Genomic DNA, 23,469 nt, shown 5'->3' with positions numbered 1-23,469 from the left:
TACTACATTTGTGATGGATAACCGTCGGATTTGACGGGGTAAGTATACCCTGTCAGGTTCGGCGGTCTTTTTATATAAAAATAATTTCAAGGAGGAATTTTGAATGAAGAAAAAAAGAAAATTAGGAAGAAAGCTGCTGAGCTTTTTGCTTACGCTGGCGATGGTCGTCGGTCTGATGCCGGGGATGGGGGTGACGGCGCTGGCGACGGTTGAGAAGGCGTACGCCGACTATGATGTGACTACAGAGACGAACAAGACCAAGAACGGTGATGACCTTACGGCATTACAGGTTACTTTCAATGGAAGACAATGGTATATAATTGAGGATAATTCCTCAAGTGCCACGAGTAGAACAGTTACGCTGCTTTCTGCAGATACAAGCTTTGGCACAAAAACATTTCATGAGAGTTTCAGCAACATATACAGCACTTCTCAAGTGAAGGCTTATCTTGATAGCATGACAGGGACAGGTGGTGCCTTCGCAGGTGTGGCGGATGCCATTGAGACAGTCAATTTGACAATCAATAAATATAATAGTAATGAGGTATTTGAGACTGTAAATGGAGTAAAACTGTATCTATTAAGTACGGAGGAAGCGGGATCTCTTCCTGTGAATGTTCGTAAGGCAGAATTTACAGGAGGAAACTGCAGCGATAAGCAATGGTGGCTCCGCTCGCCCGGCGGCAATGACCTCCTTGCGGCGTATGTGGGCGGCGATGGCGGTGTCCGTTACGATGCCGGGGCGGAGGAATATGCTTTCGGAGTGCGTCCCGCTTTAAAACTGAATCTGTCAAAGGTGACGTTTGATTCTGGGAGCAACACGTTCTCTGTGCCAACACAGTACCCCCTCTACGTCGGCGGTACACAGGTGACGAGTGCAAATAAGAATGATATTCCGGCAACAGACGGAACGAAAACAGGAACAGCAAGTTATAATCCTGAAACGAAAGTCTTAACACTGACAAATTATCAGTATAGTGGAAAAGGAAGTAATCAACAAAATGGATATAATGGGATTTATATAGGTGCAGATCAAGATACGCTGATTCATTTAAATGGCACCAATATAATCACAATTAGCAACTTATCAAGTGATACTACTAAGAGGGGAATTTATAACTATTCCGGGGGTGATATTTCGATAGAAGGTTCTTCCAAGTCTGATAAGCTGACAATAAATAATGCCGAGGTTAGTGGAGCTTACACAAGTTGCGGAGTAATGAATGCTGCTACCGGAAAAAACATTAGTATAGAAAACTGTACAATAGAGGTTAATGCAAATGTTGGAACTAGCACTGCTGCACAATATTGTTATGGAATATATGCGACTAATGATATAAGTATAGTTAGTGCGGATGTAACAGCACATGGAATCGGATATGGAATACTCTGCAAAAATCTTGGAAATATTGAAATAGATAATTCATCAAGAGTAATGGTTACAGGTACAACCGCCGCAATTAATGCAATGGTCAGAACTGGTGCAATGAGTGAGGGGTGGGAAAATGTTAATATGACAGGATCTGCTGTTGATGTAGGTACTTCTTCCACATATTATAAAAACATTGATTCAAAGTTTAAAGCAGTCAGATTTACTCCAGTTCACACTCATAACTTTGCTTACTCTGCCAGTGGAGCAACCATTACGGCGATTTGCGATGATACTAGTTGTGAGCTGCATAACTCTCCCGCAACACTGACTCTGAGTGCCGCTGATGCGAGCTATTCTGGCAGCGCTTATGAAGGAGCTAGCTTTTCCGATTCCATTGCATGGATGAATGCTGGACTGACCATGCCAACGATTGAATATGAAGGACGCGGCAGCACGAACTACACAGAGAGCACAACCGCGCCGACTAATGCAGGTACTTATACCGCCAGCATCACAGTGGACACGAACAAGACCGCAACGGCGGATTTCACGATCACCCCCATAGCTCTGACTATTACTGGCGCGACGGCGACGAACCGCACTTACGATAAGGACAGCACAGCGGTCACAATCAGCGCCGTTACGTTCAAGGACAGCAGTCAACAAGCCGTGGCACTTACGGTGGGCGAAGATAAAGATTACACCGTTACCGGCGCAATGTCCGATGCGAATGCGGGCGACGGCAAGACCGTCAATGTCACCGTGACGCTCAAAAACGCAAATTACAGCCTTGCGTCGAATACCACGACTGCCACAGTTAATATCTACAAGGCGGAGGCACAGACCATCGCGGACATGACGGACACACTGCTGTATACAGCGACCTCCGTTTCTGAGTCCGTGGCGGGCAAAATGTCCGATGACGCTGGAACGCTGACTTATTCGGCGGGGTCCGCGAGCAAGACCGGCAGCGTTACGGTTTCAAACTTCGTTGTGAATGCAACAAGCGGCGCTGTAACAGCCACGCTCTCTGGCGGCGCGGCGGGAGATACCGTCACCCTGCCTGTGACCATCGGTTCTACCAACTATGCCGATTCCACGGTTAATGTCAAAATAACGCTCACGGCAAAGTCTGACGCAGGGGTGGACATCACAGGTGTTCCCGCTTCTAAGACCTACGGCGATGCGGATTTCACACTTATAGGTAGCGTGACAGACGAAGGAACTGGAACAGGCAACTGGACTTGGAGTACCAGCGATGAGACGGTGTTCCAGATCACACCTAACGGGGCAACTGCGACTGTTAAGATTTTGAAGGCAGGCTCCGCTACGGTTACGGCAAAATATGAGTCTGACACAACAATTGATACAGAAACTACTGCTACAATTACGGTCAATACAAAGACGCTTACGATCACCGCGAAGGATCAGAGCATCTATGTAGGTGGTACGGTTCCTACGCTCTCCGGCGCAGATTTCTATACCGTTACCGGACTTGTAGGCACAGATACATTGACGACTGCTCCGACGCTGGCCTATCAGAAGAATGGCAGTGCAGCCACCCCGGACAATAATGTGGCAGGTACCTATGACATCGTTGCCTCCGGCGCAACCGCGAGTGACAACTACACCATCACCTATGCAAACGGCACGCTGACGATCAGCGAGAAACAACCAGCAACCGTTACCAAAGTCCCGACGGCCAAGACGCTGACCTACACCGGTTCCGCACAGGCGCTTGTGACAGCAGGAACGGCCACTGGCGGCGAAATGCAGTACGCCCTCGGCGATGCAAACGGAGCCACACAACCTTATACCACATCCATCCCGACAAAAACCGACGCCGGAACCTATTACGTATGGTATAAAGCAAAGGGAGATGCAAATCACAATGATAGTACAGCTACATGTATAGTTGTTGTGATTGGAGAGAAAGTTTCGGTATCCTACACAGTTACCTTCAAGGTAGTAAACGGTGCATGGAATGATGGAACGACAGAAGACAAAAACGTAGTGCTTTCAGGTTATGAAGGAGATACATTAAAACTAACTGAGAATCAGATACCGGCAGTTGGATCAAAACCAAATGATAATTACAAGGCCGGAAACTGGGATGTCGTACCTACTACTTCCATGGTTATAACTACAGACAAGACATTTACTTACACGTATACCCAGGATAAAAGTGGTACTCAGGGCACTACCAATGAAGAGGTAATCCAGGAGGATAATACGCCTAAGGCCAGTGTCTCGGGTCTTGATAATAATCTCACTAATAATATTATGACGCCTCAGGAAAAGGCTATGGTAAATTCTGGACAGAACTCAATACTGAAACTAATTATGAAAAATATTGATGCTTCAGTACCTCAGCAGGATAAAAATCTTACTGAGGAAGAAATCAAAAAGGTAAGTAATAATGCAAATGTAGCAATGTTTCTTGACCTTTCGCTCTGGCTCTCCATAGGACAGAATTATTCAAGACAGATAGAAAGCACGGGAGAGCATAAAATAGGAGTAGAATTGGAGGTTCCTGAGGATAAACGTGCACCTGCCGGAATGATCAGAACATTCTTGGTTATCCAGGTACATAATAATGCTTCAAATATAATTGCAAGAACAACAGCAATAAATATCCCGTTAGTTATTAGTGATTTTTCAACATATGCTCTTGCATATGTTGACGAACCGGCAGAGAAGGTCGGCTTCTATTCAGGCCTTAAGATAACTCAGAAAAACGACAAGATAAAGATATCCTGGGATAAGACGGAAGGTGTAGCTAAGTATGAGGCTTATGTTACCTACTGTGGAAAGAAATATCCTAAAAAGCCAACTAAGTCAACGACTTCCAATTCTGTAACGATCAAGAAGATAAAGGATAAGAAGATAGACTTTACCAAGAACTTTAAGCTGTATGAGGCAGCCTATGACGGCAACGGGAATATCATAGGAAAATCTGTAAATGCCCACTTTGCAGGAAAGGACAGTAAAGAGTATAAAAATCCAAAAGACATAAAGCTGAAGACAAAGAGTATAACAATTGATAAGGAACAAACATCCAAGATTAAGGCATCTGTAAAGATGGAGAAGGGCAAAGGGAAAGAACTTTCTGACAATCATGCACCTAAGTTTCGATACAAAACAACTAATACTAATGTGGCAACGGTTGATAAGAAAGGCAAAGTGACAGGTGTTAATTCAGGAACATGTACTATTTATGTATATGCTAAAAATGGTTGTGCCAAGAAAGTGGCAGTAACTGTAAACTGATAACGGATTCTCATTATAGAAAAGGAGCGTCTCCAATGATCAAAGGGGACGCTCCAATTATTTCCTATGGTAGGTGCTTAATTATCTTTATTGATAAGATTTGCCAATAGTGCTTCAAGTTCGGATATTCTGGCATTCATTTCAGTCAAAGCAGCATCTTTTTCAGCTATAACAGCATCTTTGGCAGCTATAGCGGCATCTTTTTCAAGGATAACAGCGTCCTTCTGAGCAGCGCAGTCATCGTAACCATCCTGATATACATTTTTTAGATGAAGTTCTTCATTGTATTCTAATACGCTCATTCGAATCACCTCCGCTCGATTCTTGGATAGAAAATCAGCAAGAATATCCTCGGCTATACATTCACTAATTGCTTTTTTTACGGCCTTTTCCAGAACCATTGTCAGAGCGTACTTTCTTATACGACCAACGAAAATAGAATAATCCTTAAGTGTCCTGCAAGCATTCATAAGTTCCGGATTATGATTTTCATTGATGTTGATCAGAGTTACCGTAAGCTCAAGTTCCGGGGCAGAGAGCTTCGTGGCATATTGATCGGAAAGCTTGTATATTACCCGATCTTCTGCAATTTCCTGCCCGTTATAAAAAACAACAAATCTTGGTGCGGGTATCTCGATAACCTTGGTTTTGTACAGATCATCCCTGATTATCATTCCGGAGAACAGATCTGATACATAGAATAAAAACCTTAAAGCTATATTTCCACACTTGGTTGATTGGTGCTCATAAAGGTTGAGTTCAAAGCCGAAGACAAAAGAGATGTCGTTTTTCATCTTCAGAAACACGCCATCATCTAAAGTGTTAATCTCAAGATCATCCGCATTTTCATAGTTTGTGCCATTTACGGCATTGTACAAAGAAAGCAGTTCTAGTTTATTATTGAATAGCATTCTGAAAACTGAGTCCTTGTACTTTTGGTTAATTGTTACTTTTTTCAATTTATCCTCCTTGTATGGTATTTGTTCTTCAGACCATAAAAGCAGGAAAATAGAATCAAACCAACTGTGTGGTTACTATAATTATATCCTACATCGATTATATAAACAATCTGTGGAAAAAAGTGGATGATACACCCTGATACCATATATGGTCTCTTGAACAGACGAAATGCTACCATAATAAAAACGTGATATCAATAACAAATACACAAACTATATACAATAGAATACAATAATGTGATTCGTGACTGACTAATTAATTCCAATGATGCAAAAACAATGAAATAGGTGTTGACAGACGTCAGCACCTATATTATTATCCTAAGTGTACTAGATATGATAGTACACAACAAACAGGAGGGACATCATGCTGATCGAAATTGACTATAGAGACAAGCGGCCCCTATATGAACAGATTTCGGGGAAGCTGGAGGAGCTGATATTGTGCGGTGTTATAAGCGCAGATGAGGCACTTCCTTCGGTGAGATCTCTGGCAATAGACTTATCAATAAATCCTAACACCATTCAGAAGGCGTATGATGCGCTGGAGCAGAAGGGCATGTGTTATTCCGTGGCGGGACGGGGGAGATTCGCTGCGGCAGCTGACGAGGTACTTCCTGCAAAGAAAAGAGAAATACTGGATGAACTGGGGAAGGTTGTAGATAAGGCATTGAAGGTTGGACTTACCAGAGAGGAACTTACCAGTTACATCAATGGGGAAAAGGAGGAAAAGTATGATACAGGCAACCAATCTTTCTAAAAGATTTGACGATATACAAGCGATTGCCGGTGTTGATCTCACTATCGGGGACGGACAGGTCTTCGGGCTTGTGGGGACAAACGGAGCCGGTAAGAGCACATTCTTACGTCTTGCAGCAGGGATTCTGCAGCCGGATTCCGGGTCAGTTACCATCGATGGAAAACCGGTCTATGAAAATCCAAATGTTAAACGGGATATATTCTATATTTCTGATGATACCGCATTCTTTTCAAATACTACACCGAAGGAGATGGCTACATTCTATAACCACGTCTATGAGAGCTTTAACATGGACAGGTTTGATTATATGATGAAAAACTTCGGGCTCGATAAAAACAGAAAGATTAAGACCTTTTCAAAGGGAATGAAAAAACAGCTGTCCATAATCCTTGGTATAGCCGCAAATACAAGATATCTATACTGTGACGAGACATTTGATGGACTTGATCCTGTTATGAGACAGGCGGTGAAGAGTCTTTTTATAGGTGATATGGCATCGAGAAAATTTACACCGATAATTGCTTCGCATAATCTTAGGGAACTGGAGGATATATGTGACACAGTTGGACTTCTCCATCAGGGAGGAATCCTTTTATCCAAGAATCTCGATGACGCCAAGACAGATATACACAAGCTCCAGTGCGTATTCAGGGACGAGATGAGTAGGAAGAGAATAGAAGATCAGCTTAATGTGCTGACTACCGAGAGCAGGGGAAAACTGGTTACTATGACCATTCGGGGTCAGGAGGATGAAATAAGTGATGCACTTAGGGCAGAGAGTCCGATTTTTATGGAAATCCTGCCGCTGTCTCTTGAGGAGATATTCATAAGTGAAACGGGGGTACAGGGATATGACATCAAAAAGATTATTTGCTAATTTGCTTAAGGAAAATTCTAAAAGACGCCTCTGGACAATAGCACTGTCTATCGCAGCCAATTTCTTTGCACAGATTGTCTATGCCATGCTTATGTTCGGACACTATGCGGAAAGACTTGAAGATAAGCGCACAAACATAGAGGATATCAGAATACATTTTTATAATAATATTGTTGGTATGGGGAATATGCCTGTAATTCTTACAGTACTCGGCCTGGCATTTATTCTCGCACTCCAGGGATATTATTACCTTTTTGATTCAAGGCAGACGGATCTGTATTATTCACTTCCTGTAAAAAGAGACAAAATCTTCGACGCGAATAATTTATGTGGAATACTTGTTTTTGCAATTCCTTACTTAATCTGTAATCTGATTACTCTCATCATGGGGATTTCACGCGGATATGTGGCGATAAATGCAATTCTTCTGTATCCTGCAAATGCTCTGGTTGTCCTTCTTATGTTTATCATGTGCTATGAACTGTGCGTACTTGCAGCGGTATTAACGGGACATATAGTTGTTGCAGTGCTTGGATGTGGCGTTTTCTTTTTCCTCGGACCTGTTATAAATGCGATTTATTTACTATATATGGAAACCTTTTTTTCAAGCTACTGTAATGACTATTCATATATAGGAACATTTACCTTTACAGGTTCTCCTATCAACCTTATGCTTGAAACTATTTTCGGATTTCAGGGAGATGCAGATCATGAGATAGCATTTTACACCTTTGACGCAGCAGGATGTATGTTGGAAATTCTGGTTCTAGCAGCAGGTGCATTTTTAACTTCAAGAATCCTTGTGAAAAGAAGAGCTGCAGAAGCAGCCGGTAAGGCTATGGCCTTTTCAGTTATAAAGCCTGTTTTCAAGATTTTCATATCTGTTATTGCTGCTCTTGGAGCAGGCCTTCTGATGTATTTTGTGGGAAGCACCAGAAGTTTTGGAATGTTTATTTTCGGAATGCTGTGCGGTCTTATAATTGTACATATTGTCATAGAGACCATATACGAATTTGACTTCAAGGCATCTCTTAAGCACTATGGCACACTTATAGCCAGTGCTGTAATATCCGTATTTATTTTCTGCGGGTTTGTATTTGATATCGTGGGCTATGAATCCTGGCAGCCTATGCCATCAAGGGTGGAGAGTATTGCCATCTCAGATGACTTTATCTACAGCGATCTCATCGCACCCTATGAAAAGACAACCCATGATACAAACTTTTATAATTCGATTACAACCGGAGCCAGCTATGCTCTTGCAAATATGAAGATTACTGATCTTGAAATGGCTGAGAAGATTACAAGGCTCGGAGCAATACAGGCCAAGAATGCCCACAAGGATGCTATTAAGTATAAGCTGTTTTCACCTGATTACATCAACTATGATTACAATGAATATGCTGAAGGAACAAGTCCTAATTATGCATATTTCAGCATTCAGTGGAATTTAAAAAATGGTAAAAAGGTAAAGAGAAGATATAAGGTTGATATAAATGATCAGGAGCTCTTTGCTGCCTATAAGGATATCTACAACAGTGAAGAGTTCAAATATGGCAAATTCCCCGTACTTGGAATTGAACCCGGTGAAATAAATGCTCTTAAAGGACAGACAATACAGGGAGAGTTTTATAAAAACCTCAGCGAAGCTGATATGGATGAATTTGTGAAAATTTATTCAGAAGAGCTTAAGAACCAGAGTTTTGACGATCTAAAAAATGATGAGCCTGTTTTGGTGATTTATGGTGCTGACGGCAGGGATGGCAACGACTACTATTCGTCCACAGACAGGTATAACTTTTATGTTTTTCCTTCTTTTACCAAAACAATTGCTTTCCTTGAAAAGCATGAAATGCCTGTAACCTGGTGGGATGGAAGCGATAAAATATACAGTGTCAGCATTAAAGCTGACAGATGGAATGGAAATGGTGAATTACAATACACTGAATGGCAGAGCAGAGACAAAAACGAAATTCAGGAGGTTGTTAAAAATGTAATTCCCTCTGAACTGTATCAGGCAACAGGTATTAATCTCATATATGATGATGGTGTAAACAGTTGGAAAAATGTTGAGTTTACTGTTACGAGCAAATTATCTACAATGCAGGATTATGTATATCTTATAAATAATGACAATCTTCCCGAAAAGCTTAAGACCATGTGCTTTTCGGAGGAAGATGACACCGATGCCTCAGTATCCTCTGATGGCAAATATGGGTGGGTGAAATGTGTAACTAACGGTTGATGTATTGTGGGAAAGTTTAAAAATAATTTACTTTCTTTTCGTTTATAAAAAAACTCTAAATTTTAGTAATATTCCGTAAAGTCCATACTTTTTACCGATAAATCGGACTACAATAAAAGTACTATGGATGAGCTGTATGAGTATGTCATTAACAAAATAGACGAAGCTGTCGAACAGGGCTGGATAAAGGTGTATTTCCAGCCTGTTGTTCGTGCTATGACTGAGAAACTGTGCGGCATGGAAGCACTTGCAAGGTGGGATGATCCGCATTGGGGCATGCTTGCGCCCTATAAGTTCGTCAAACCTCTTGAGGAAAAAGACCTCATCTATAAATTGGACTGCTATGTGGTTAAGGCAGTTTGCAGGACCCTTCATGAATTAGTGGAGAAGGGGCGTCCTATGATACCTGCTTCTATTAATTTTTCACGACTTGATTTCTTAAAATGCGACATTTTTGAAATTGTTGAAACAGAGGTCGCTAAATACGATATTCCCAGAGATTACATACATATAGAGATTACTGAGAGCATCTTCGTGACTGACGAAGGCTTTATTAAGGATGTTATTGATAAATTCAGGTCCAAGGGCTATGAGATTTGGATGGATGATTTCGGAAGTGGTTATTCATCCTTGAACCTCCTTAAGGATTATGACTTTGATATGCTCAAAATGGACATGAATTTCCTTACTACATTTACGGAAAAGTCAAAATCTATCATGCGTTCTACCATATCCATGGCCAAAGATATCGGAATAAAGACACTGACGGAAGGTGTTGAGACAAAGGAACAACTGGAATTCCTTAAGAATATAGGATGTGAACGGATACAGGGATTCTATTTTGGAAAGCCTGAACCAATTGATATTATGCTTTCACAGATGGAAGAAAAAGGCATAAAGATAGAAGAAAGACAGTGGAGACATTTCTATGATGTGGCAGGTTTCCATGTAAGAGATGTGGATGTACCTCTTGAAATAATCGAGGATGACGGAAAGGATTTCCATACTCTTTTCATGAACAGAGCCTATATGGAGCAGATTCTTCATATCTATGACATCGATTATTCAGAGATTGACAGGCGCATTTATCATACGGGTTCGCCACTTATAGAAAAATACAGAGAATTCGCAAATATAATTGAAGGAAGCTCTAATATTGAGACCTTCTACTATACGGATAGTGGTAATTACTTAAGATTCAGAGCTAAATGCATTGCTGCGCATGAAGGACATTATATCATCAAAGGTTCAATCATCAATATCACCATGGACCAGAATACTAATGAGAGAACTATGCTTGATAACAAATTAAGGGAACTGAACCTTTTGTTTGACGTGGTTGATCTGGTAAATGTCGGGAATAATGTTATAGCTCCGCTTCTTGGAAGATTTAAATATATTACCAATGAATCCTATGTCTATTCGGATATGAGAAATGCCATAAAGATTGCGGCAAGAGAGACTATATATCCTCCGGAAGCGCTGGATTTTTTGGAATATATGAATGTGGATACTGCCGTGGAGAGAATCACAGACAGTAAAAAGGGTTACATTGAAAAAATATTCAGAGTAAAGCAGCCTGATGGAACCTACAAGAGAAAGAACATAATAATGATGATGATCCCGGGGACTGCCGGCAATGAATTTTTAATTTGCTACAAATCAATACCGGATGAAATTTCGAGAGTTCTTGACGGGCTTACTGCTTCGGCAAGGTCACTTGTAGATAAATATTTGGCAGACAGTGGACAGATTACATATACAGAGATTTGGGAAAACATGATTTGGGATTCCTCAATCAAGTTTTTCTGGAAGGATAAGGATAGAAGATTCCTTGGCGCGAGCCAGTCATTCCTTGATTTTTACGGATTTAAATCTCTGGAGGATATTCTGGGGAAAAATGATGAGGATATGGGTTGGCATGTGAGCGAGGATCCTTATAAGAATGACGAGATAAGAGTTCTTACCACCGGAGAACGTATTATAGATGCGTCCGGTCAATGCATAGTTAACGGAGTTATACATGATATCAGATGCCAGAAGATGCCAATATACAGAAATGGCGAGATAATTGGTCTTGTAGGATTTTTCGAGGACAAGGATGAGGAATTGTACAGGCTTGAAAATATTGCAATTCCCAATAACTGTGACAATATCACCGGGCTTATGAATGCAAGGGCGATTATGATATGCCTTTTGGATTATGCAGAGGAGTTTGCGGATAAAGGCAGAGGTTATGGCCTCATAATGATTCGAAATGAAAAATATTCGAGAATATTGGAAGACTATGGCAAGGTAATTGCTGAAAAATTCTTAGTATCAATGAGTAAACAGATTACAGCGGTCACAAGTCAGACATGTGCAGTGGGAAGGCTGAAAGAAAGCTATTTTGTAGTAATGACCTTTGTAAAAACTCATGAAGCGCTTGAGTATTTGGCACAAATAATAAAGGAATCTGTAGAACAGATCACTGAGGTTGACGGAAACAGCGTAACTGTGAGGGTAAGAACCTCCTGTGCTCATAGAACGGACGAAGGTACTTCGGATGATAATATCTTCCAGAAGGTGCTTGGCGAGGTTGATAAAGATCAATAGAAAAGAAGATTAAACGAAGCATATATATAAAGCCTTCCCCCTTTTTTGGGGCGCAAATCGTCCAGGGGACGATTGTTCTGCGCGGACCGAAGCGGAGCGAAGACAGGTGTCAGCGAAGCTGACGGATGAGGGGATAAAACAACCAAATTACACAACGTATTTTTATCAAAAATCACATACAAACTAACATTTACAAAAATAATAAAATATATTATTATAGTATTTAACTATAGGTTATTCTGCCCTGAGTGGTAGAAGGTTTAGGAAGGATCCTAAGCGTGTCGTCATTCTGCAGATGGCATGCCGAGCAGCCTTTAATGGTGGGGACCGGAGAGTGGCTGCGGCGCAAAAATGGATTTATCCTTTTTCATGGAGGAAGAAAGGAGCGCACATATGATAGGAGGCATAGGAAACAGTTACAGTAATGATTATTCCTATGGCAAAATCGCCAGTGGAAACAAGCTTCCAAGAGCAGCTGACGGAGCAGCCGAGCTTGCTATTAGCCAGAAGCTTGAAAAAGAGCAGAGAACAGACAGTGTACAGATTAGAAACGGCCGTGACAACATCAATCAGATGAACATTAAGGATGGTGTCCTTGATGGCGTTAAAGATTATCTGCAGAGCATGCGTGAGAACGCAGTTTATGCTAAAAACGGCACATTGTCTGACAGTGAGAGAGAAGATATTGCTAATGCCAATTCACAGCTGATGAAGGGCGTTGGTCAGGAGCTTACTTCATCACAGATGAAGTCTCTTGGACTTGATAAGATTGATGTTAATGATATCGATTCTATCGACAGCGCACTTAAGAGTGTTGATGATGCCAGAGGCAGTGTCGGTGCAGTTACGAATGGCCTTGAGCACAATGTAAGCTATAATTCAATAGCAAGAGAGAACCTTCTAAGTGCTGAGAGTAGTATTGCCGATACGGATATTGCACAGGAAATCACAGAGCTAAAGAAGAATCAGACGCTTGATGCATATCGTATGCAGATGCAGAAAAAGCAGCAGGAAGATGATGCTCAGAAGAACAACATGAATGTGATGCTTTAATGCATGGTTTGACCGGAAGGATAATTACATCCCCGGGAAACCGTCTGAGGTTACAATTTCATATTTGTCTGTTACATACAGAACGTAAGTATCGGGGATGGACTCTATGAGTTTCATCCCCTTTTCCATGCCAAGACAGTAGCAAATGGTGGAAAGGGCGTCTCCGTCCGCAGAGGATGAGGAGACAATAGTAGTGCTGTAAATATTATTCCGAACCGGCATACCTGTATTGGAATCAAGAATATGATGATAGATTTCACCATCCTTTTCAAAAAAGCGATCATAGATTCCGGAGGTTACAAGGGAGCTGTCCTCCAGTGAAAGAGTAACGATTGTTTCATTAGCTTCTCCAAAGGGCTTTTGTACACCTGTGGTATAAGGCGATACGCCGCTTTTAACGGGCTTATTTCCGATTAAAAGAACATTTCCTCCCAAATTAATGATTCCGCTTGTAGCACCGCTTTCTGTATACAGATTCTTTAGCTTGTCAGCGATATAGCCCTTTGCTATTCCGCCAAGATCAAGGCGTGCATCCTTATCCAGGAGCTGCACAGTATATTTTCCTGATTCCTCTGAGAGAACAACCTTATTGTAGTCAACATGAGAGAGGGCTTCCTGCATGGCTTCTTCATCGGGAACCGCTTTATCCGTATCTGCATGGAAATTCCAGAGATCCGTAACTGTACCTATTGTGGGATCGAAGGCTCCTTCTGAGAGTTTCGCATAATCCAGTGCTATTTTTATGAGGTCATAGGTGTCTTTATCTACTTCTACTTCCTGGCCTTTGGCATGGTTTATATTCCAGACATCACCGCCTTCTTTGGTGGTGGATAAGAGAAATTCGTATCTTGTGCAGATATCTGAACACTTATCTAGAAAATCTCTGCACTTTTTATTTGCATCTGAGTTTCTTGTGAAAAAGGATGAATCTTCAGAAATAAAATCCTTTTCATAAGCGGTGAGAGTTATGACTGTATCAAAGAAAAAGCCAACACTTTCACAGGATTCGGTGCTTACGGTGCCGCATCCGGAGGAAACAGAGCATACGGTTATTAACACAAACATAAGTAATACCCGCAGTAATGTGCGGGTATTGTTATAAAATGATTTTCTTTTTATTGCTGCGTATAGTAATTGCATGAATCGTTAAGTCCTTTAGAAAATAAGTATTATGCATCCTGCGCCATACGTTCTTCATTTATGCCTGCTGACGCGAGCTTTGTTATTTTGGGCGAGATGCGGATTTTTGTATATAGCTCTGCGTATTCTGATGCGGATAAATCCTCTATGTAGTTGAGCATATAATTTTTGTCATAGCCGTTCTTTTTCAATATATCAGCGGCTTTGTTATAAGCGATGGCAGCTTCGTTTTCGGTGTTGTATTTTCCAACCACAAAATCACCGTTTATATGAATGACCGCCTTGTACTTCTGAAAACCGCGCTCAGCATATTGTCTGACTCCATGATATCGGTTTAAAACCTCGATATTTTCATAGCGAAGATCGTTGGAGTTGCCGTTGGCAAAGCGATAGTCACGGCCTTCTACTGCGTAGCTCCTTATACCATACCTGCTGAGGATGCTTATCTGCGAACCATAGTCAGCTACGAAAAGATGTGATCCTCTTTTCATGATTTTATGAGATGAATAGTAAAACAAATCATCAATATCGAAAATTAGCGTGTGTTGCGGTGAAAGATAGTAAAAGAAATATTTCTTCTCAAGGTAAATGGGCGTAGGAATATAGAGCCCTTTATCCCTGAAATTAATAAGAACCACGCATTTTTCGAATGGAAGAGACTGGCCTTTCCTGTAGGAAGATAATACATAGGAATTGTCAGTCAGAATTTTTTGCGCCTGTGAATAAGCCCTTCCCGCTGATCTTGCATTGGAAAAAGAGCCAAGCGCTATGTGCTTTCCCCTGAATGTTATCGACGCCCTGTAGGACTTTGTTCCGTCCTTTAAACAAGTTTCATACACCCCCGTAACCTTACCAGTCATTTTAAGTTTACCCCCATAAGCTTAAAGCCAGTAGTCACTGAGCACTATTAAAACAATCAAAACATTAATTATGCACTATGTATTTATATGCATTTTTGTGGTATACTTTTTACTCAAAGTAAAAAAGTATCTTTTCATAAGAAAATCTTCTGAAGACTCACAAGTGAAGAGTCATCTTTTTATTACTTTTATTTTATCATATCTACAACAAACCGAGAATAAGAAAATGGAGGAGCGTAGCACCATGAACGTTATGTATTCAAGTACCAGAGGGGATAAGCAGAAAGTAACTGCATCACAGGCAATATTGCAGGGACTTGCGTCGGACGGAGGACTTTTTGTTCCGGACAGCTTTCCGAAGCTTGATAAGAGCTTTTCTGAGCTTAAGGAGATGGATTACCGTGAGACAGCTTACCAGGTTATGAAGCTTTTGCTTTCTGACTTTACGGAGGAAGAACTTCGTTATTGTATTGATCATGCCTATGACTCCAAGTTCGATACTGAGGAGATGGCTCCTATGACTGAGGCTGACGGAGCTTTTTACTTAGAACTCTATCATGGAAAAACCATTGCGTTTAAGGATATGGCTCTTTCTATTCTTCCATATTTGATGACAACAGCTGCCAAGAAGAACCAGATTAAGAATGAGATCGTCATTCTTACAGCAACAAGTGGAGACACCGGAAAGGCAGCACTTGCAGGATTTGCTGATGTTCCCGGAACAAGAATCATAGTATTTTATCCTAAGGATGGTGTATCACCGATTCAGAAACAGCAGATGGTAACCCAGGAGGGAGATAACACCTGCGTTATCGGTATCGAGGGTAATTTTGATGATGCTCAGACCGGTGTTAAGAAGATATTCACTGATCCTGAATTTGCAAAGGAACTTGATGCCAAGGGCTTCCAATTCTCATCAGCTAACTCAATCAACATAGGAAGACTTGTTCCTCAGATTGTATATTATGTTTATGCTTACACACGTCTTCTTAAGGAGGGCAGAATTGCCGAGGGAGACGAGATAAATGTTGTAGTTCCCACAGGTAACTTCGGTAATATTCTTGCAGCATATTATGCAGGAAAAATGGGACTTCCGATCAAGACCTTTATCTGTGCTTCAAACTCAAACAAGGTTTTGTATGATTTCTTTCAGACAGGTGAGTACGACAGAAACCGTGATTTCATCCTTACCACATCACCTTCAATGGACATTCTTATTTCATCTAACCTGGAGAGACTTATTTATCACATCGCAGGTGATGATGCTGCTAAGGATGCATCATATATGAAACAGCTTACTGAGGAAGGTAAATACGAGATTTCCGATTCCATGAGAAAAGCGTTGGATTGCTTTAAGGGCGGTTATGCTACAGAGGAAGAGACTGCCACAGCTATAAGAGAGCTTTTTGAAAAGACAGGATATCTTATCGATACACATACAGCGGTTGCGTCAAGTGTATACAACAAATATGTAAAGGATACAGGCGATAAGACAGTTACGGTTATTGCATCAACCGCAAGCCCGTATAAATTTACAAGAAGCGTTATGCAGGCTCTTGGAAAAGATGAGGCAGATCTCGATGACTTCCAGCTTGCAGACAAGCTCTCCGAGGTTTCAGGGGTAGAGATTCCGGAGGCAGTTACATCTATTCGTGATGCAGCTGTAAGACATACTAAGATTGTCGGAAAGGATGGACTTGCTGACGCAGTCAGAGAGTTCTTGAAATAATATAACCCCCTCATCTGTCAGCTTCGCTGCCACCTTCCCCCAAAGGGGGAAGGCAAAAAATAAAAGCCTTCCCCTTGGGGGAAGGTGGCACGAAGTGCCGGATGAGGGGACACAGGAGGTAGTATGGGAAACAAAGATAACGAGAGAAACATTTACTCAGATAGCACACCACAATTAGAAGATCTCGCGAAGGTTGTTGAGAGGGCAGACAAAATTGAACCTGCACTTTTTACAAAATATGATGTAAAAAGAGGGCTCCGTGACCTGAATGGTAAGGGTGTCCTTACCGGACTTACAAATATCTCCACTATAAATGCTACAAAAGAAATAAATGGGGAAAGAGTTCCTGCAGATGGAGAGCTGTTCTATCGTGGCATAAATGTAAGAGATATTGTTCACGGAACTGCAAGTTCTTCAAAATTTGGATTTGAAGAGGCAGCATACCTGCTTCTTTTTGGCAAGCTTCCTAATAAGGAGGAGCTTCAGGGCTTTACCCAGCTGCTTGGTTTTTACAGATCTCTTCCTACAGGTTTCGTAAGAGATATCATTATGAAGGCACCGAGTCGTGATATGATGAACACCCTTTCAAGAAGCGTGCTCACCTTATATTCATATGACAATCACGCAGACGATGTTTCCATGCCTAACGTACTTAGACAGAGCTTGCAGATGATAAGTCTGTTCCCGCTTTTGGCGATTTACGGATATCAGGCATATAACCATTACCACGAGGGAAACAGCCTTTTCATACATCCTCCGAAGGCAGAGCTTTCAACCGCAGAACACATTCTGTATCTTCTTCGTCCTGACAGTAAATATACTGAACTCGAGGCCAGACTTCTTGATATCTGCCTTATACTTCACATGGAGCATGGTGGTGGTAACAACTCATCCTTTACAACGCATGTTGTGAGCTCATCAATGACCGATACCTATTCGGTAATCGCCGCAGCTATCGGTTCACTTAAAGGACCCAGGCACGGTGGAGCCAATATCAAGGTTATTCACATGTTTGATTGCATGGAGAAGGAACTTAAGGATTGGTCGGATGAGGAAGAAGTAAAGGGATATCTTAGAAAGCTTCTTCACAAGGAAGCCTTTGATAAGGCAGGTCTTATTTATGGTGTAGGCCATGCTATTTATTCAAAGTCAGATCCAAGAGCGGTGCTGCTTAAGGAATATACTATTAAGCTCGCTAAGGAAAAGGGAATGGAAAAAGAACTTGCACTTTACGAAATGGTTGAGCGCCTTGCTCCTGAAGTTATCAGTGATGAGCGCAAGATGTATAAAGGTGTTAGTATAAACGTCGATTTCTATTCCGGATTTGTATACAAAATGCTTGCGCTTCCCGAGGAACTCTTTACACCGATGTTCGCCATAGCGCGTATTGTCGGTTGGAGTGCTCATAGAATGGAAGAGCTTGCAAATAACAGCAAGATTATTCGTCCAGCGTACATGGCAGTGAGCGACACTCACGACTATGTACCAATGGATAAAAGATGAATAGTCTCAGGAGGAAACATTTATAATGAACAAAATAATACAGGACAGACTCTCAGCACTTAGAGCGAAAATGGCAGAAAACGGCATCGATTATTATCTCATGCCTACTTCTGATTATCACAACTCTGAGTATGCGGCTGATTTTTTCAAGGCAAGAGAGTATTTCTGCGGATTCACAGGTTCTAACGGAACACTTGTTGTTTCAGCGGACTGGGCAGGAATGTGGACCGATGGAAGATATTTCATACAGGCTGAGCGCGAGATGAAGGGAACAGGTGTCACACTCTACAGGATGGGTGAGGAAGGCGTTCCGACAATCGCAGAGTATCTTTATGACAACATGAAAAGTGGTCAGGTACTTGGCTTTGACGGAAAGGTAGTTCCGGCAAGAGAAGGCCTTTCTTATGAAAACAAGCTCAGGAAAAAACAGGTAAAAATCAAATTTGATAAGGATCTCGCGGGAGAGGTTTGGACAGACAGACCGGCACTTCCCTGCAATCCTATATATGTTCTTTCGGACGAGCTTTGCGGAAAATCTTTTGCACAGAAACTTGCAGATGTCAGGGAAGTAATGGAAAAGGAAAAGGCAAATGCTTATCTTCTTTGCAAGCTTGACGACATTTGCTGGTTCACAAACCTTAGAGGTAACGACGTAGAGTGTAATCCTGTTATTTTAAGTTATCTTTTTATTACACAGAAGACAGTAAGCATGTTTGTTCAGTTTGATGAGCTGAATGATGAGGTGCGTGCATACTGTGAAAATAACAACATTGAGCTTGTAGCATACAATCGTATTATTTCCTGGCTTGATGAGTATGAGTATGAAGGAATAACTCTCTACGATGAGAGGAATGTAAGCTATTCTGTTTACAGAACCATCAAGGATAACTCTGATTCAGCAGGTGCAGGCATCAAGAATATTTTTGATCCCACCGAGATGATGAAGGCTTGCAAGAACGATACGGAAATTAAGAATATTCGTGAGGTATACCTTAGAGATTCTGCAGCTCTTACAAAGTTTATTTACTGGGTAAAGAAAGAAGTTAAAAACGGTGCAAAGCTAAATGAATACACAGCAGCCATGCATCTTGATGAGATGAGAGCAGCGCTTCCCGGCTTTATAGAGCTTTCCTTCCCTACAATCAGTGCTTACAAGGATAATGCAGCGATGATGCATTACGAAGCTACAGAGGACTCAAATGCAGAGCTTAAGCCTGAGGGCTTCCTTCTTGTTGATTCAGGCGGAACCTACATGGGCGGAACTACAGATGTCACCAGAACAATTGTCCTTGGACCTGTGACGGATGAAGAGAAAATGCATTATACACTTACTGCAGTTGGAATGCTTCAGCTTGCCAATGCACATTTCCTTGAGGGATGCAACGGAAGAAATCTTGATATTCTTGCAAGACAGCCCCTTTGGAATATCGATGTCGATTACAAATGCGGAACCGGTCATGGCATTGGCTATATGCTAAATGTTCATGAGGGACCTCACAGCATTAGATGGAAATCCAGATCTTCCGAGGATGAGGCTGCACTTAAGGTTGGTATGATTATGTCAGATGAACCCGGAGTTTATATTGAGGGAAAGCATGGCATCCGAATTGAGAATATCCTTGAAGTTGTTAACGGGGTAAAGAACAGTGATGGCCAGTTCCTTGAGTTCAGACATCTGACTTATGTGCCGCTTGACCGTGAGGCTATTGATAAGAAATACTTACAGCCAAGGGAAGTAAAAGCTATCAATGAATATCATAAGATGGTATGCAAAGCGCTTCTTCCCCTTATCGAAGAACCCGAGATTCAGGAGTGGCTTAAGGAAGAAACCAAGCCACTTTGACAGAGTGTAAAAAATGTGACAAAAGGGGAGAAATATTATTTCATTTATTCCTCTGAAAAGCGCAGTTTTCATGCTCTTTCTTCATATAATATTAAGAATTTTTTAGTGAAAATCTATTGATTTCGATAATTCTTGAATTATAATGTAATTAAAGAACCACCAGAGAGTGGTTTATATCGAGCCAAGAGCTCGCCTGGGATGTTCGACAACTCCGGTGTAATTTGAACCTACAGTTACTTTAAACGGGACACCTAGATCGCATTTTCAAATGTCACGCCTCCGGCCCTGCACATGTGCAGACAAGCTATGGGAGAGGAAGACAGCGAAGAGGGCTGCGGTAACCCACCTGGCGTTCGCTAGGAGTCAAATAACCGGAACCGGCATTCTCGGGAATTATTTAAACAGCCTTGGTGGGCTGTTTTTTTTATACTTTTTTAATTTTATGCACAATCTACAAATGAAGTATTATATTGTCTATACTATTTAGTAATGATATAATAAATTAACAGACATATATTTACGAAATTCGGAAGAGCTCGAAAGGAGTAATGAAATGCTTGCTTCATTGATCCCGCTTTTTGATGATGAAATGAAAGTATGCGCATATTCTGTATTTGCGCAGAGAGACAATCATCTAATGAATCCCCATCTCATGGGTACAGGCTTCCTCGATAATGTTGTAAATATTGTAGGCCTTGATATCGTGGAGAGCGTAGGTACAAATGTCCTTTCCGGCGGAAAGGAAGTGTTTGTAGAGATAACAAATATCTCGCTTTTTGCTAACATAGAAGAGCAGTGCAAAGCTCCCAAGAAGATTATAGTTCTGCTTCTTGATACTTCTGTTCTTCCGGAGGAACCATATCTGTCGAGACTTTGGGATCTTCATGGACAGGGATATAAGATTGCAATCCGTAAGCTTGCAGGTAATCAGTTTGAGACATACAAGCCTATTCTTGAGATGTGCGATTACATTCTCCTTGACCATAGAAAAATTAATATCAGAAGCGCAAAAATTTATTTCACAAAGTCATATCCGGATATCAAACTTTGCGCAGTTGGCGTGGATACTAATGAGGATTATGAGAGACTAACTTCGGATGGCGCTTATGATCTCTATGAGGGTAATTTCTTCCGCGTACCTGTTGAGGAGTCTGAGAAGACTGTAGCACCATTGAAGGTGACCTACATAGAACTTCTGAATGTCGTTAACAATTCTGATTTCGATTTACAGGATGCTGCAGATGTAATAGGAAAAGACCCGGCTCTTGTAATTTCTCTTTTGGAGATGGTAAATCATCTGACAATTAATTCAGAGATTACCTCTGTAAGACATGCAGCAGCCATGCTCGGACAGAAAGAACTTAAAAAATGGATAAACACAGCGGTTACAAAGGAACTGTGTTCCGATAAGCCGAGTGAGATCATGCGTATCTCTATGGTCAGAGCAAAATTTGCTGAGAATCTTGCAGCATGCTTTGAGCTTAAAGGCTTTGCACCGGAGCTTTTCCTTGCCGGACTGTTTTCACTTCTTGATATCATGCTTGACCAGACCATGGAACAAGCCCTTAAGCTGGTTCACGTATCCAAGAAAATTGAGGATGTGCTTCTTAACAAGAAGGGCGATTTGTGGCCTATTATGCAGCTTGTATATGAATATGAAAATGCTTCCTGGCAGGAAGTATCCCGCCTGATGATTCTTGAAAATATCGAGATGAATGACGTATATAAAGCATATACAGATGCACTTAAGTGGTACAGAGACCTGATTGATCCCATAAAGTGATTGCAAATAATTATTCATTGCTGACGCATAATAATGCGTCAGCTTTTTTTTTGTGGTATAATCTTTAGCAGTTTATAAACGAAGTGAGGAGCTTATTATGATCAAAGATTACAAGGAGATGACTAAGCAGGAGCTCGAGAAAGAGCTTGCAAATTTAAGAGCTGAGTACAAGAGATTCCAGGACATGGATCTTACTCTTAACATGGCCAGAGGTAAGCCGTGCCACGAACAGCTTGATATTTCCATGGGAATGATGGATGCACTTAATTCAGAGGCTGATCTTTCCTGTGAGGATGGAACTGACTGCCGTAACTATGGTGTACTTGATGGCATTCATGAGGCTAAGGTGCTGATCGGTGCAATGATGGAGAACAAGCCTGAAAATATTATTATTTACGGCAATTCATCACTTAATGTTATGTACGATACTGTATCAAGAGCATATACTCATGGTATTATGGGCAATACTCCCTGGTGTAAGCTTGATAAGGTTAAGTTCCTTTGCCCTGTTCCCGGATATGACAGACATTTTGCAATAACCGAGTATTTTGGAATAGAGATGATTCCGGTTCAGATGACTCCCGAGGGTCCTGATATGGACGTAGTTGAGAAGCTTGTTTCTGAGGATGAGGCTATAAAGGGCATCTGGTGTGTGCCCAAGTACTCTAACCCGCAGGGATATTCTTATTCGGATGAGACAGTAAGAAGATTTGCAAGACTTCGCCCTGCAGCAAGAGATTTCCGTATCTTTTGGGATAATGCATACGGAATTCACCACCTTTATGACGATGATCAGGATTATCTGATTGAGATTCTCGAGGAGTGTAAGAAGTCCGGAAGCCCTGATATGGTTTACAAGTTTTCTTCAACCTCAAAGATCACCTTCCCCGGAAGTGGTATCGCTGCTATAGCCACATCACTCAATAACCTTGAGGAGATTAAGGCTCAGCTTTCACATCAGACTATCGGTCACGACAAGGTTAACCAGCTTCGTCATGTAAGATTCTTTGGCGACATTGAAGGAATGAAGGCTCACATGAAAAAGCATGCTGCAATCATCAGACCTAAGTTTGAGGCAGTTTTGGAGATACTTGACAGAGACCTTGCTCCCTATAATATTGGTGAGTGGACAAGACCTAAGGGAGGTTATTTTATCAGCTTTGATGCTCCCGAGGGCTGCGCTAAGGCTATCGTTGACAGAGCTAAGAAGGCAGGCGTTACAATGACAGGTGCCGGTGCTACTTATCCCTACAAGAAGGATCCTAAGGACAGTAACATCAGAATAGCCCCCACATATCCTTCACTGTCAGATCTTCGTACAGCAATGGAAATATTCACGGTGTGTGTACGTCTTGTTTACGCAGACAAGCTCCTTAAAGAGATGAATGAATCTGAGAATAAATGATAAAAGCCTTCCATTTATGGGAGAGGTTGCATAATAGATAAAAGCCTTCCATTTATGGGAGAGGTTGCATAATAG

Annotated in this window: 14 protein-coding genes and 1 other RNA gene; 12 read left to right on the top strand and 3 right to left on the bottom strand. The window is 41.5% G+C overall.

All coding sequences use genetic code 11. The features are described 5' to 3' along the window. The first annotated feature begins 103 nt into the window (after nucleotides 1-103). Nucleotides 104-4,642 (top strand): MBG domain-containing protein, encoded by a 4,539-nt coding sequence (locus G602_RS29375; protein ID WP_026660544.1) that lies wholly within the window; start codon nucleotides 104-106, stop codon nucleotides 4,640-4,642. 77 nt (nucleotides 4,643-4,719) lie between these two features. Here G602_RS29375 and G602_RS27640 read toward each other — a convergent pair whose 3' ends face one another. Next, nucleotides 4,720-5,601: a hypothetical protein gene (locus G602_RS27640; protein ID WP_044932806.1), complete on the bottom strand. Its 882-nt coding sequence runs from the start codon at nucleotides 5,599-5,601 to the stop codon at nucleotides 4,720-4,722. 367 nt (nucleotides 5,602-5,968) lie between these two features. Between G602_RS27640 and G602_RS0119765 the strand changes: the two genes are divergently transcribed. From G602_RS0119765 to G602_RS0119745, 5 genes are all read left to right on the top strand, one after another. Continuing rightward, a complete protein-coding gene (locus G602_RS0119765) occupies nucleotides 5,969-6,361 on the top strand; it encodes a GntR family transcriptional regulator (protein WP_049945355.1) in 393 nt (130 codons plus the stop codon). After that, complete coding sequence (locus tag G602_RS0119760) at nucleotides 6,336-7,238, top strand: ABC transporter ATP-binding protein (RefSeq protein ID WP_026660540.1); 903 nt, start codon at nucleotides 6,336-6,338, stop codon at nucleotides 7,236-7,238. Before G602_RS0119765 ends, G602_RS0119760 begins: the two co-directional genes overlap by 26 nt. Continuing rightward, entirely contained in the window at nucleotides 7,213-9,483 is a 2,271-nt protein-coding gene (locus tag G602_RS0119755) for a DUF6449 domain-containing protein (RefSeq protein WP_026660539.1), read from the top strand. Before G602_RS0119760 ends, G602_RS0119755 begins: the two co-directional genes overlap by 26 nt. A gap of 123 nt (nucleotides 9,484-9,606) precedes the next feature. Continuing rightward, nucleotides 9,607-12,078, top strand: a complete 2,472-nt coding sequence (locus G602_RS29370) for an EAL domain-containing protein (RefSeq protein ID WP_049945354.1) — start codon at nucleotides 9,607-9,609, stop codon at nucleotides 12,076-12,078. A 393-nt stretch (nucleotides 12,079-12,471) separates the two neighbouring features. Next, nucleotides 12,472-13,131, top strand: coding sequence for a flagellin (locus tag G602_RS0119745; RefSeq protein ID WP_196808729.1), 660 nt, complete (start codon nucleotides 12,472-12,474; stop codon nucleotides 13,129-13,131). Between the two features lie 24 nt (nucleotides 13,132-13,155). Here the strand turns inward: G602_RS0119745 and G602_RS0119740 are convergent, their stop codons facing one another. Both G602_RS0119740 and G602_RS27630 read right to left on the bottom strand, forming a co-directional pair. After that, complete coding sequence (locus tag G602_RS0119740; RefSeq protein ID WP_049945353.1) at nucleotides 13,156-14,196, bottom strand: FAD:protein FMN transferase; 1,041 nt, start codon at nucleotides 14,194-14,196, stop codon at nucleotides 13,156-13,158. Nucleotides 14,197-14,300: 104 nt separating this feature from the next. Then, entirely contained in the window at nucleotides 14,301-15,131 is an 831-nt protein-coding gene (locus G602_RS27630; protein WP_044932801.1) for an AP2 domain-containing protein, read from the bottom strand. A gap of 244 nt (nucleotides 15,132-15,375) precedes the next feature. Between G602_RS27630 and thrC the strand changes: the two genes are divergently transcribed. From thrC to G602_RS0119710, 6 genes are all read left to right on the top strand, one after another. Beyond that, a complete protein-coding gene (gene thrC / locus G602_RS0119730; protein ID WP_026660535.1) occupies nucleotides 15,376-16,860 on the top strand; it encodes a threonine synthase in 1,485 nt (494 codons plus the stop codon). A 123-nt stretch (nucleotides 16,861-16,983) separates the two neighbouring features. Further along, nucleotides 16,984-18,363 (top strand): citrate/2-methylcitrate synthase, encoded by a 1,380-nt coding sequence (locus G602_RS0119725; protein WP_026660534.1) that lies wholly within the window; start codon nucleotides 16,984-16,986, stop codon nucleotides 18,361-18,363. A gap of 25 nt (nucleotides 18,364-18,388) precedes the next feature. Beyond that, nucleotides 18,389-20,206 (top strand): aminopeptidase P family protein, encoded by a 1,818-nt coding sequence (locus G602_RS0119720; protein WP_049945352.1) that lies wholly within the window; start codon nucleotides 18,389-18,391, stop codon nucleotides 20,204-20,206. 187 nt (nucleotides 20,207-20,393) lie between these two features. Beyond that, a non-coding RNA gene (ssrS, locus tag G602_RS29995) (6S RNA) lies at nucleotides 20,394-20,603 on the top strand. A 156-nt stretch (nucleotides 20,604-20,759) separates the two neighbouring features. Then, nucleotides 20,760-21,989, top strand: a complete 1,230-nt coding sequence (locus G602_RS0119715) for an EAL and HDOD domain-containing protein (protein ID WP_026660532.1) — start codon at nucleotides 20,760-20,762, stop codon at nucleotides 21,987-21,989. Between the two features lie 100 nt (nucleotides 21,990-22,089). Beyond that, nucleotides 22,090-23,394, top strand: coding sequence for an aminotransferase (locus G602_RS0119710; RefSeq protein ID WP_026660531.1), 1,305 nt, complete (start codon nucleotides 22,090-22,092; stop codon nucleotides 23,392-23,394). Nucleotides 23,395-23,469: the final 75 nt, after the last annotated feature.

It is taken from the genome of Butyrivibrio sp. AC2005 (genome assembly GCF_000424145.1).
Classification (GTDB): Bacteria; Bacillota; Clostridia; order Lachnospirales; family Lachnospiraceae; genus Butyrivibrio.
The sequence above is the reverse complement of the archived record's forward strand: the minus strand, read 5'-3'. Positions and strand labels throughout refer to the sequence as shown.

Coding starts and splice junctions, on each gene's coding strand:
- G602_RS0119715 (WP_026660532.1), top strand. CDS start 20,760: ATGCTTGCTTCATTGATCCCGCTTTTTGATGATGAAATGAAAGTATGC.
- G602_RS29375 (WP_026660544.1), top strand. CDS start 104: ATGAAGAAAAAAAGAAAATTAGGAAGAAAGCTGCTGAGCTTTTTGCTT.
- G602_RS0119720 (WP_049945352.1), top strand. CDS start 18,389: ATGAACAAAATAATACAGGACAGACTCTCAGCACTTAGAGCGAAAATG.
- G602_RS0119765 (WP_049945355.1), top strand. CDS start 5,969: ATGCTGATCGAAATTGACTATAGAGACAAGCGGCCCCTATATGAACAG.
- G602_RS0119755 (WP_026660539.1), top strand. CDS start 7,213: ATGACATCAAAAAGATTATTTGCTAATTTGCTTAAGGAAAATTCTAAA.
- G602_RS29370 (WP_049945354.1), top strand. CDS start 9,607: ATGGATGAGCTGTATGAGTATGTCATTAACAAAATAGACGAAGCTGTC.
- G602_RS0119745 (WP_196808729.1), top strand. CDS start 12,472: ATGATAGGAGGCATAGGAAACAGTTACAGTAATGATTATTCCTATGGC.
- G602_RS0119760 (WP_026660540.1), top strand. CDS start 6,336: ATGATACAGGCAACCAATCTTTCTAAAAGATTTGACGATATACAAGCG.
- thrC (WP_026660535.1), top strand. CDS start 15,376: ATGAACGTTATGTATTCAAGTACCAGAGGGGATAAGCAGAAAGTAACT.
- G602_RS0119740 (WP_049945353.1), bottom strand. CDS start 14,196: ATGTTTGTGTTAATAACCGTATGCTCTGTTTCCTCCGGATGCGGCACC.
- G602_RS27630 (WP_044932801.1), bottom strand. CDS start 15,131: ATGACTGGTAAGGTTACGGGGGTGTATGAAACTTGTTTAAAGGACGGA.
- G602_RS0119725 (WP_026660534.1), top strand. CDS start 16,984: ATGGGAAACAAAGATAACGAGAGAAACATTTACTCAGATAGCACACCA.